Source organism: Streptomyces sp. NPDC048106 (genome assembly GCF_040706415.1).
In the GTDB taxonomy this organism is placed as follows: Bacteria; Actinomycetota; Actinomycetes; order Streptomycetales; family Streptomycetaceae; genus Streptomyces.
The window spans coordinates 43147-54367 of record NZ_JBEZND010000037.1 but is presented as its reverse complement, the minus strand read 5'-3'; the positions used below and the strand labels follow the sequence as shown (position 1 = coordinate 54367).

Below are 11221 nucleotides of genomic sequence, written 5' to 3'. Positions count from 1 at the left end.
GGCGGCACAGATCGTTTGCGTACAGCCGCGGGGAGAAGGGGCCTGGGCCATGGACCGTGGCAGCGTGCGGGACACGACTCCCGGGCAGGGCGCCGGGGACACCGACGCGGGCCGGATTCCGCTTGCCGTGATCGTCGTGGGCCGCGACGGCCAGGTGTCCCACTGGAGCAGCGGCGCACGCCGTCTGTTCGGCGTGGCCCGCGAGGACGCCGTCGGCCGTCCGGCGGCGGATCTGCTGCCGGTCTCCGGCGCCCTCCCCGACGACCTGCGGGGCGGCCCCGTGCCGGACGCCTACGAGACGTACGAGGGCCGGCCGAACGGCGGCGCGGCGTACGGCGGTTGGGACGCCGACGACCTGGGCCCCGAGGCCGCCGACCTGGAGGCCTCCCTCGGCGGGCACACCTCCTTCGCCACCTCCGGCCGCGCCCGCCTCTTCGCGCCCCGGCGACAGGAGACGGACGACGAGCCGCACGCGGACGACGAGCCGCACGCGGACCGCGAGGCGGACCACGGGACGGACCGTGAGCGGCTCGATGTGCTGTGGTGGGCCTACCCGTTGGTCGGCCCCGGGCCCGCCCGGCTGCTGGTGCTCGCCGCCGACGCCACCCGGCTGCGCGAGGAGCGCGGTCAGGAGGACGAGAGCGCCGAACGCATCGCGCCCGGCTTCGCCCGCCACACCGAACTGCCCGCCTTCGACGAGCTCGAACGACGGCTGCCGGAGATCCTGCCCAACATGGGCCCCGGCCTCAGCGGCCGCATCGTCTCCCAGGTCCTCGAACTCGGCTATCCCGTCCTGGAGTTCAGCCAGTTCGAACGCGTCCCGGTGACCCCGTACTGGGGCGTGCCCCGCCGCCCTGGCCGGGTCCCCGCCGAGGCCGCAGAGGCCGTCGAGGGCGTCGTGGCCCGGCGGCGGACGCCCGCCGCGACCGCCGTACCCGTCGGCGCCGAGCAGGACCTCGAATACGCCGCCGTCCGCGAACGCCTCGAATTCCTCAACGAGGTCAGCTCCCGCATCGGCTCCTCCCTCGACCTCGGCGAGACCATCCGCGAGGTCACCAGCGCCGCCGTGCCCCGCTTCGCCGACTTCGCCGGCACCCATCTGCGCGCGGCCGTGCTCGCGGGCGAGGGCTTCCCGGACGGCCCGCCCGACGCCAGCACCGTCATGTTCCGCGTCTGGGTCGAGCACAACGACGAACCGGGTCGCTGGGACGACACCGTGCCGGTCGGCGAGGCCTTCGCCTTCCCCGAACACACCCCGTTCTACCGATGTATGGTCACCGGCGAGCCGGTCCTCGTCCCGAAGGTCACCGACGAGCTGTCCGAGCGCATCTCCGGCGAGTTCGAGAAGCGCGACCTCCGGCCGCTCATCGGCGGCCGCTCCCTGCTGATCGTGCCGCTCAAGGCGCGCAACGTCGTCCTCGGGTTCATGGTCCTGATGCGCCGCCCCGACCGGCCCGAGTTCGACGACATGGACCGCACCACCGGCGCCGAACTCGCCGCCCGCGCGGGGCTCGTGCTCGACAACGCGCGCATGTACACGTACCAGGAGAACGTCGCCGACACCCTCCAGGACAGCATGCTCCCGCAGGTCACCCCGCGGATGGCCGGCTGCGACGTGGCCACCCGCTACCTGCCCGGCACCCGGCTCGGCCGGATCGGCGGCGACTGGTTCGACACCATCAAGCTGCCCGGCTCCCGGACCGCCCTCGTCGTCGGCGACGTCATGGGTCACGGCCTCAACTCGGCCGCGATGATGGGCCAGTTGCGCACCGCCGTGCAGACCATGGCCGCGCTGGAGACCCCGCCCGCCCAGCTCCTGCGCAACCTTGACGACCTGGCCCGCCGGCTCGGCGACAACTACCTCGCCACCTGTCTTTACGCGGTCTACGACCCGATCCGCGGCGAGGTCACCCTCGCCAACGCCGGACACATCCCGCCGGTGGTGGTGCGCGCCGAGGACGGCAGCAGCGAACTCCTCGACCTGCCCACCGGCGCGCCGATCGGCGTCGGCGGCGTCCCGTTCGAGGCGGCCCGGATCAGGGTCGCGCCCGGGGACCGGCTGGTGCTGTGCACCGACGGCCTGGTCGAGGTGCGCGGCACCGACATCGGCGAGGGCCTCGCCGCGCTCTGCGAGTCCGCCGCGCACCCCGCCGCCTCCATGGACGACGCCTGCGACACCATCATCCGCGCCCTGAACACCCGCGGCGGCCGCAAGGACGACGTCGCCCTGCTCATGGCCCGGCTCAACGGCATCCCCGCCGAACACGTCGCCGAGTGGACGCTCGACAACGATCCCCGCGAGGTGGGCCGGGCCCGCCGCCTGGTCCGCGACCAGCTCCGCGCCTGGGCGCTGCCGCAGACGGTGGAGACCGCGGAACTCCTGGTGAGCGAGGTCGTCACCAACGCCGTACGGCACGCCGAGAGCGACCGGATCGGGCTGCGCGTGGTGCGCACCGACGCGCTGCTGTTCGAGGTCACCGACGACGAACCCACCCTGCCCGCGATGATCGCCGCCGGGCCCGGCGACGAGTACGGCCGCGGGCTGCGCGTGGTCAGCAGGCTCGCCCGCGAATGGGGCGCGACCGCCACCGGGCACCGTAAGACGGTCTGGTTCGAACAGCCGGTCAAGGGGAGCCGCTGAACCGGCGGGGGCGCCGGAACGTCCGGTGACGGCGGCCGCCCGGCCCTTGCCCGCGCCCCGGTCCGCGCGATATCCCGATCACGCAACCGATCGTGGGAGAGTGCATGAACGTCTCGGACAACTACCGTGACAACTGGGAGAGTTACTGGAGCAAGACCTCCGACGCTCCGGGCGAGGCGATGTGGGACTCGGATCCCTCGCTGGGCGCGGAGCCGCACACCGCGCTGCTCCTGCCGCACGCGGACCCGGCCCGCACCATCGTCGACCTGGGCTGCGGCAACGGCACCCAGACCCGCTACCTGGCCACCCGGTTCGCGCGCGTCGTCGGCGTCGACCTCTCGCCCGCCGCCGTCGCGCACGCCCGCCGCGCCGCGGGCGACGCGCCCGTCGAGTTCGAACAGCTCGACCTGACCGACCTCGACGCGGTGAAGGCCCTGCACGACCGGCTCGGCGACTGCAACGTGTACATGCGGGCCGTCATCCACCAGAGCGAGCCCGCCGCGCGTCCCGCGGTCGCCGCCGCCGTCGCGACGCTCATCGGCGGCGCGGGCCGCGCCTTCGTCGTCGAACTCACCCCCGCCTCCCGCGACGTCCTGGGGCACGCAGCGTCCGAGCCCGCCGGTCCGCCGCCCAAGCTCCAGCGCGTCTTCGACCACCACCTCAAGCCCGCCGACGCCGAGGAGGACGAGATCCCGCGCCTGCTCGGGGAGGCCGGCCTGGCCGTCCTCGCCGAGGGCGACACCGTCCTGCCGATGACCGAACACCTCACCGACGGCACCCGCATCGACCTGCCGGCGCGCTGGTTCGTTCTCGCGGGGCGGTAGCCCCGCCGCCACCCCGCGGTCTGTCACCGTCGGCCCCCTGACCGGCGGTGACAAGCCACGGGGGGCGAGGTTCGTGGCCTTTGTAGCCGGAGGACCCCGCAGCGCGTAACGTGACGCACCATGAAGATCCTCATCAGTGCCGACATGGAGGGGGCCACGGGTGTCACCTGGCCGGCGGACGTGCTGCCGGGGACGCCGCAGTGGGAGCGGTGCCGGGGGATGTTCACCTCGGACGTGAACGCCGCCGTGGAGGGCTTCTTCGACGGCGGGGCCGACGAGGTGCTCGTCAACGAGGCCCACTGGACCATGCGCAACCTGCTGCTCGAACGGCTGGACGAGCGGGTGGAGATGCTCACCGGGCGGCACAAGGCGCTGTCCATGGTGGAGGGCGTCCAGCACGGCGACGTCGACGGGATCGCCTTCATCGGCTACCACGCGGGCGCGGGCATGGAGGGGGTGCTCGCCCACACCTACCTCGCCAACCAGATCACCGGCGTCTGGGTCAACGACGTACGCGCCAGCGAGGGCCTGCTCAACGCGCAGGTCGTCGCCGAGTACGGCGTCCCCGTCGTCCTCGTCACGGGGGACGACGTGGCCTGCGAGGACGCGCTGGGCTACGCGCCCGAGGCGCTGAAGGTCGCCGTCAAGGACCATGTGTCCCGGTACGCGGCCGTCTGCCGCACCCCGGCCCGTACCGCCGCCGACATCCGCGCCGCCGCCAAGGAGGCCGCGCGGCTCGCCGTACGCCACGCGCCCGTGGAGGCCGGGCCGTTCACCGTCGCCGTGGAGTTCGACGCCGAGCACCTGGCGATGGCCGCGACCGTGGTGCCGGGCGTCGCGCGCGTCGGCGAACGGAAGGTGGCGTACACCAGCGCCACCATGTACGAGGGCATCCGCACGTTCAAGGCGGTCACCACGATCGTCTCCGCCGCCGTGGAGGAGCAGTATGGCTGACCCGCAAGCCCTGGACGAGGTCGTGGAGTTCACCTCGGGGCTGATCCGGATCGACACCACCAACCGGGGCGGCGGCGACTGCCGGGAGCGGCCCGCCGCCGAGTACGCGGCCGAGCGGCTGGCCGGCGCGGGCCTGGAACCGCTGCTGCTGGAGCGCACCCCGGGCCGCACCAACGTGGTCGCCCGGATCGAGGGCACCGACCCGGGGGCCGAAGCCCTGCTGGTCCACGGCCATCTCGACGTGGTGCCCGCCGAGGCCGCCGACTGGAGCGTCCACCCGTTCTCCGGAGAGATCCGGGACGGCGTGGTGTGGGGGCGGGGCGCCGTCGACATGAAGAACATGGACGCGATGATCCTCGCGGTCGTCCGCTCCTGGGCCCGCGAGGGCGTCCGGCCCCGCCGCGACCTGGTCATCGCGTTCACCGCCGACGAGGAGGCCAGCGCCGAGGACGGCTCCGGCTTCCTCGCGGACCGGCACGCCGAGTTGTTCGAGGGCTGCACCGAGGGCATCAGCGAGTCCGGCGCCTTCACCTTCCACGACGGCGCCGGGCGGCAGATCTACCCCGTCGCGGCCGGGGAACGCGGCACCGGCTGGCTCAAGCTCACCGCGCGCGGCCGCGCCGGGCACGGCTCCAAGGTGAACAAGGAGAACGCGGTGACCCGGCTCGCCGCCGCCGTCACCCGTATCGGCGAGTACGAGTGGCCGCTGCGGCTCACCCCGACCGTGCGCGCCGCACTCGGCGAACTCGCCGCGCTGTACGGCATCGACCCCGACTTCCGCGACGTCGACCGGCTGCTGGAGAAGCTGGGCCCGGCCGGCAAGCTGGTCGAGGCGACCGTCCGCAACAGCGCCAACCCGACGATGCTGGAGGCCGGTTACAAGCTGAACGTGGTCCCGGGCGAGGCCGTCGCCTATGTGGACGGACGCTATCTCCCGGGCGGTGAGGACGAGTTCACCACCGCCCTCGACCGGCTCACCGGCCCGGACGTCGACTGGGAGTTCGCCCACCGCGAGGTCGCCCTCGAAGCACCGGTGGACGCACCGCTCTTCGACCGGATGCGCGCCGCCGTGCGGGAGTTCGCGCCCGAGGGACACGTCGTGCCGTACTGCATGTCGGGTGGCACCGACGCCAAGCAGTTCTCCCGGCTCGGCATCACCGGCTACGGCTTCGCGCCGCTGAAACTGCCCGAAGGCCTTGACTACCAGGCGCTGTTCCACGGCGTGGATGAACGCGTGCCCGTCGAGGCACTGCACTTCGGCGTCCGTGTCCTCGACCGCTTCCTGCGCACGGCCTAGACGACATGGGGGAGGACAACATGCTCAAGACGCCCTACGGCACCTGGCCGTCACCCATCGACGCGGCACTCGCCGCCTCCCACGACGGCCGCCCCGACTGGGTGGACTTCGTCGGTGACGAGACCTGGTGGACCGAACCCCGCCCCGGCGAGGGCGGCCGCCGCGCGCTGATACGGCGCCGCGCCGACGGCACCGAGGAGTCGCTGCTGCCCGCGCCGTGGAACGTGCGCACCCGGGTCATCGAGTACGGCGGCCGGCCCTGGACCGCCGCGGCCCGCACCGGCGCGCCCCTCGTGGTGTTCGCCCACTTCGCAGACCAGCGGCTCTACCGCTACGAGCCCGGCGGCGAACCCCGTCCGCTCACCCCGCTCTCCCCGGTCGGCGGCGGACTGCGCTGGGCGGAACCGCACATCGACCTCGTGCGGGGCGAGGTGTGGTGCGTCCTGGAGGAGTTCACCGGCGACGACCCCGGCGACGTCCGGCGCGTCCTCGCCGCCGTACCGCTGGACGGCTCGGCCGCCGAGGACCGTGGCGCGGTGCGCGAACTCACCGGCGAGCGGCACCGGTTCGTCACCGGCCCCCGGATCTCCCCGGACGGACGGCGCGCCGCCTGGCTCGCCTGGGACCACCCGCGGATGCCCTGGGAGGGCACCGAGCTGCGGGTCGCGGAGATCGGCGAGGACGGCACCCTGCGCGGCGCGCACACCGTCGCCGGGGGACCGGGCGAGGCCGTCGCCCAGGTGGAATGGGCGGCGGACGGCCGACTCCTGTACTCCAGCGACCGCGGCGGCTGGTGGAACCTCTACCGCGACGGCGTCCCGCTGTGCACCCGCGAGGAGGAGTTCGGCGGCCCGCTGTGGCAACTGGGCCTGCGCTGGTTCGCCCCCCTGGACAGCGGGCTGATCGCGGTCGTGCACGGCAAGGGATCGATGGTGCTCGGGATCCTGGATCCGGAGTCCGGGGAGATCGTCGACGCCGCCGGACCGTGGACCGAGTTCGCCGCGAGCCTCGCCGTGCACGGCGGCCGTGTCACCGCCGTCGGCGCCAGCCCGCGCACCGCGTACGAGGTGGTCGAGCTGGACACCACCACCGGCCGCGCCCGCGCCGTCGGCGCCCGGCACCGGGACCCGGTCGACCCCGCCTACTACCCCGAGCCGCAGCTCCGCGTCTTCACCGGACCCGACGGCCGCGAGGTGCACGCCCAGGTCTTCCCGCCGCACCACCCCGGGCACAGCGCGCCCGACGGCGAGCTGCCGCCCTACGTCATCTGGGCGCACGGCGGCCCCACCAGCAGGGTGCCGCTCGTCCTCGACCTGGAGATCGCCTACTTCACCTCGCGGGGCATCGGCGTCGCCGAGGTCAACTACGGCGGCTCCACCGGGTACGGCCGCGCCTACCGCGAGCGGCTGCGCGAGCAGTGGGGCGTGGTCGACGTCGAGGACTGCGCGGCCGTCGCCCGCGCCCTCGCCGAGGAGGGCACCGCGGATCCCGGGCGGCTCGCGATCCGGGGCGGCAGCGCGGGCGGCTGGACCACCGCGGCCTCCCTCACCGGCACGAACGTCTACGCCTGCGGCACCATCATCTACCCGGTCCTGGACCTGACGAGCTGGGCCTCCGGCGGCACCCACGACTTCGAGTCGCGCTACATGGAGTACCTGATCGGCCCCTTCACCGAGGTGCCGACCCGCTACACCGAGCGCTCCCCGGCGAGCCACACCGACCGGCTCACCGTGCCGTTCCTGATGCTCCAGGGCCTGGACGACGTCATCTGCCCGCCCGTCCAGTGCGAGGAGTTCCTCGCCTGCGTCCAGGGCAAGGGCGTCCCGCACGCCTACCTCACCTTCGAGGGGGAGGGCCACGGGTTCCGCAGGGCGGACACCATGATCCGCGCCCTGGAGGCCGAACTGTCCCTGTACGCCCAGGTGTTCAAGCTGGACGTGCCCGATGTCCCCCGCCTGGAGCTGCACCGGTGAATCCGCTCGTCCGCCCGCCGCGGCTGGCTCCCGGCGCCCGCGTGGCCGTCGTCGCCACCAGCGGACCCGTGCCCGAGGAACGCGTCCAGGCCGGCCTCGACGTGCTGCGCGGCTGGGACCTCGATCCCGTCGTCATGCCCCATGTCCTTGACCGGCACGGCGAGTTGGGCTACCTGGCGGGCAGCGACGCCGACCGGGCCGCCGACCTGGAGCGCGCCTGGTGCGACCCGTCGGTGGCCGCGGTGCTGTGCGCCCGCGGCGGCTACGGCGCCCAGCGCATGGCCGACCTGGTCGACTGGGACGCGCTGCGCGGGGCCGGGCCGAAGGTCTTCGTCGGGTTCAGCGACGCCACCCACCTGCACCAGGCGTTCGCCACCCGGCTGGGCCTGGTCACCCTGTACGGGCCGGTCGCCGCCGGGGTCGACTTCATCAAGAGCGCGCGGGCCCAGGAGCACCTGAAGGCCACGCTGTTCGCGCCCGAGACGGTACGGACGCTCACCACGGCCGGAACGGCGCTGGTGCCCGGCCGGGCCCGTGGGGTGACCCTCGGCGGCTATCTCGGCGGGCTCGCCGCCGACCTCGGCACCCCGCTCGCCCGCACCGGTGCCCGCGGCGGGCTGCTCATGATCGAGGACGTGACCGAACTGCCGTACCGCATCGACCGGTTGCTCACCCAGTTGCTGCGCTCCGGCTGGCTCGACGGGGTCGCCGGGATCGGGCTCGGCTCCTGGGAGCGCTGCGGCCCGTACGAGGAGGTACGCGCGGTGCTCGCGGACCGGCTCGGCGGGCTCGGGGTGCCCGTCCTGGAGGAGATGGGGTTCGGGCACTGCGCGGACGCGCTGACGGTTCCCTTCGGGGTCCCGGCGGAGCTGGACGCGGACGCGGGCACGCTGACGCTGGAGGAACCCGCGCTGAGCTGATCTTGTCCGGCGCGCGGGGCGCGTAAGCTGACCGGATGCCGCACACCGTCTCCCGTTACCTCGCCGAAGGCTCCCGCGTGGGCATCCGCCCCTTCGCGCTTGAGGACGGTCCCGAATTCACCGCGCGCGCCCGCGAGAGCAAGGACCTGCACCGGCCCTGGCTGTTCCCGCCGGACGCCGAGGACGTGTACGCCGACTACGCCGGGCGGCTGATCGAGGACCCGGCGAAGGCCGGCTTCCTGGTGTGCGAGCTGGACGGCGGCGGCATCGCCGGGTTCATCAACATCAACAACATCGTGCGGGGCGGCTTCCAGTGCGGCGCCCTCGGTTACGGCGCGTTCGCGCACGCCGCCGGGCGTGGCCTGATGCGCGAGGGCCTCGACCTGGTGATCGGATACGCCTTCGGGCCGCTCGGTCTGCACCGGCTGGAGATCAACGCCCAGCCGGAGAACACCGCCTCGATCGCGCTCGCCCGGGGCGCCGGGTTCCGCCTGGAGGGCTTCTCGCCGAAGATGATCTACATCGACGGGGACTGGCGGGACCACGAACGCTGGGCGCTCACCGCGGAGATGCGCGGCTGACCGGGCGCCGCCTTTGCGCAATCCTGACCGGCGGCTCCCCTGGCCGGGACACCGCGCGCCGGGTTCCATGGTCGTCGTGACGAGGATCCGACGTGAGGTACTGACCCTGCCCGCCGCCGAGCTGGGCCCGGACAACCCCCTGCCCCCGCTGCGTCCGCTCGACGAGGTCCACCGCGTCGACGACCGCGACCTGGAGGGCCTGCCGCCGGACATGGCGCGCCAGCTCGGCTACGCGCCGCCGGCCGGTCTGCTGCCGGTCCGCGTCCGCGACGGCTACGGCAGGACCCGCGAACCCCGTTCCCTCGACGCCCTGGTGATCGAGAACGACCGGCTGCGCGCCACCGTCCTGCCCGGCCTCGGCGGCCGTGTCGCCTCCCTGGTCCGGCTCTCGACCGGACGCGAACTCCTGTACCGCAACCCGGTGTTCCAGCCCGCCGACTTCGCCCTCAACGGCGCGTGGTACTCCGGCGGCATCGAGTGGAACATCGGCACCACCGGCCACACCACCCTCTCCTGCGCACCCCTGCACGCCGCGCGCGTCCCCGCCCCCGACGGCGGCGAGATGCTGCGCCTGTGGGAGTGGGAGCGGCTGCGCGACCTGCCCTTCCAGGTCGACCTGTGGCTGCCGGACGGCTCCGACTTCCTGTACGCCGGCGTCCGCGTCCGCAACCCGCACGAGCACCCGGTGCCCGTGTACTGGTGGTCCAACATCGCCGTGCCCGAGGAGGTCCGGGTCCTCGCCCCCGCCGAGGAGGCCTGGCAGTTCGGTTACGAGCAGCGGCTGCGCCGGGTGCCCGTCCCGTCGTACGACGGCGTCGACCGCACGTACCCGCTCAACAGCCCTCACGCCGCCGACTACTTCTACGACGTGCCCGACGGCCGGCGTCGCTGGATCGCCGCGCTGGACGCGGACGGGCACGGGCTGGCGCAGACCTCCACCGACGTGCTGCGCGGGCGCAAGCTGTTCGTCTGGGGCCACGAAAGGGGCGGCCGCCGCTGGCAGCAGTGGCTCACCGAGCCCGGCACCGGCGGCTACTGCGAGATCCAGGCGGGCCTCGCCCGCACCCAGCTGGAGCACGTACGGCTGGACGCGGAGAGCGAGGTGTCCTGGCTGGAGGCGTACGGACCGCTCGACGCGCCGCCGGCGGGGGAGTGGTCCGGGGCCGTCCAGGGGGCGGCGGACCGGCTGGAGTCGGCCCTGCCCCGCGCCCGCGTCGAGGAGGCGTACACGGCGTGGCGGCCGTACGCCGACGCCGAGCCCGGCGAGATCCTCGCCACCGGCTCCGGCTGGGGCGCGCTCGAAGTGCTGCGCGCCGGCTGGAAGCTGCCCGGCACGCCGTTTTCCGAGTCCACCCTCGGCGAAGCCCAGGAACCCTGGCGGGAGTTGCTGCGCACCGGCGGCCTGCCCGCCCCGCGCGGCGCGGAGCCGCCCGGTGAGACGCCGGTCGCCCGGCACTGGCGGGACCTGCTGGAGACCGCGCCCGCCACACCGCACGCCGAGTACCACCTCGGCATCGCCCAGTGGCACGCGGGTGACCGGGCCCAGGCCGTCCGCAGCTGGGAGCGGGCCCTGCCGCTCGCGCCCGCGCGCTGGCCGCTGCTGCGCTGTCTGGCCGTCGCCGACGAGGACGACGGCCACCACGAGAGGGCCGCCGACCGGTATGCCGACGCCTTCGCCGACCTGTGCCGCGTGGTCCGCCCCGACGACGGCGACCGGACCGCCGCGTGGGCGGCCCTCGGCCGCGAGGCCCTCGAAGCGCTGCTGCGGGTCCGGCGGACGGCGGACGCCCGCGCCCTGTGGGGACAACTGCCGCCGAGCGTCCGGGGCCGCGGCCGGTTCCGGCTGCTGGAGGCGGAGTTGCTGCTCGCGGAGGGCCGACGGGCCGAGGCGCGGGCCGTGTTCGACGCGGGGTTCGAGATCGCCGACCTCAGGGAGGGCTCCCGCGCGCTCGACCGGGTGTGGGTCCGGCTCACCGACGAACCCCTGCCCGTCCACTACGACTTCAGGATGCGGCCGGACCCGGCCTGAGC

At 74.1% G+C, this 11221-nt stretch carries 8 protein-coding genes; all 8 read left to right on the top strand.

The annotated features are described in order from the left end of the window. Positions 1–49 precede the first annotated feature (49 nt). The 8 genes from AB0927_RS30410 to AB0927_RS30375 all read left to right on the top strand — a co-directional run bounded on the left by AB0927_RS30410 (position 50) and on the right by AB0927_RS30375 (position 11219). Complete coding sequence (locus AB0927_RS30410; RefSeq protein ID WP_366670973.1) at positions 50–2641, top strand: SpoIIE family protein phosphatase; 2592 nt, start codon at positions 50–52, stop codon at positions 2639–2641. A 104-nt stretch (positions 2642–2745) separates the two neighbouring features. Beyond that, positions 2746–3465, top strand: coding sequence for a class I SAM-dependent methyltransferase (locus tag AB0927_RS30405; protein ID WP_366670972.1), 720 nt, complete (start codon positions 2746–2748; stop codon positions 3463–3465). Positions 3466–3585: 120 nt separating this feature from the next. Then, positions 3586–4419, top strand: coding sequence for a M55 family metallopeptidase (locus AB0927_RS30400; RefSeq protein WP_366670971.1), 834 nt, complete (start codon positions 3586–3588; stop codon positions 4417–4419). Then, positions 4412–5716 carry a M20/M25/M40 family metallo-hydrolase gene (locus AB0927_RS30395; RefSeq protein WP_366670970.1) on the top strand — a complete coding sequence of 435 codons (1305 nt, stop codon included), beginning with the start codon at positions 4412–4414 and terminating at the stop codon, positions 5714–5716. The genes AB0927_RS30400 and AB0927_RS30395 overlap by 8 nt, the downstream gene beginning before the upstream one ends. A gap of 20 nt (positions 5717–5736) precedes the next feature. Next, positions 5737–7689 carry a prolyl oligopeptidase family serine peptidase gene (locus AB0927_RS30390; RefSeq protein WP_366670969.1) on the top strand — a complete coding sequence of 651 codons (1953 nt, stop codon included), beginning with the start codon at positions 5737–5739 and terminating at the stop codon, positions 7687–7689. Next, positions 7686–8609: an LD-carboxypeptidase gene (locus tag AB0927_RS30385; RefSeq protein WP_366670968.1), complete on the top strand. Its 924-nt coding sequence runs from the start codon at positions 7686–7688 to the stop codon at positions 8607–8609. The genes AB0927_RS30390 and AB0927_RS30385 overlap by 4 nt, the downstream gene beginning before the upstream one ends. A gap of 35 nt (positions 8610–8644) precedes the next feature. Next, positions 8645–9190: a GNAT family protein gene (locus AB0927_RS30380; protein ID WP_366670967.1), complete on the top strand. Its 546-nt coding sequence runs from the start codon at positions 8645–8647 to the stop codon at positions 9188–9190. A gap of 67 nt (positions 9191–9257) precedes the next feature. Next, entirely contained in the window at positions 9258–11219 is a 1962-nt protein-coding gene (locus AB0927_RS30375; RefSeq protein ID WP_366670966.1) for a DUF5107 domain-containing protein, read from the top strand. Positions 11220–11221 lie beyond the last annotated feature (2 nt).

Excerpts from the sequence above, each read along its gene's own strand:
- AB0927_RS30390 (WP_366670969.1), top strand. The coding sequence starts at position 5,737 with ATGCTCAAGACGCCCTACGGCACCTGGCCGTCACCCATCGACGCGGCA.
- AB0927_RS30375 (WP_366670966.1), top strand. The coding sequence starts at position 9,258 with ATGGTCGTCGTGACGAGGATCCGACGTGAGGTACTGACCCTGCCCGCC.
- AB0927_RS30405 (WP_366670972.1), top strand. The coding sequence starts at position 2,746 with ATGAACGTCTCGGACAACTACCGTGACAACTGGGAGAGTTACTGGAGC.
- AB0927_RS30380 (WP_366670967.1), top strand. The coding sequence starts at position 8,645 with ATGCCGCACACCGTCTCCCGTTACCTCGCCGAAGGCTCCCGCGTGGGC.
- AB0927_RS30410 (WP_366670973.1), top strand. The coding sequence starts at position 50 with ATGGACCGTGGCAGCGTGCGGGACACGACTCCCGGGCAGGGCGCCGGG.
- AB0927_RS30395 (WP_366670970.1), top strand. The coding sequence starts at position 4,412 with ATGGCTGACCCGCAAGCCCTGGACGAGGTCGTGGAGTTCACCTCGGGG.
- AB0927_RS30400 (WP_366670971.1), top strand. The coding sequence starts at position 3,586 with ATGAAGATCCTCATCAGTGCCGACATGGAGGGGGCCACGGGTGTCACC.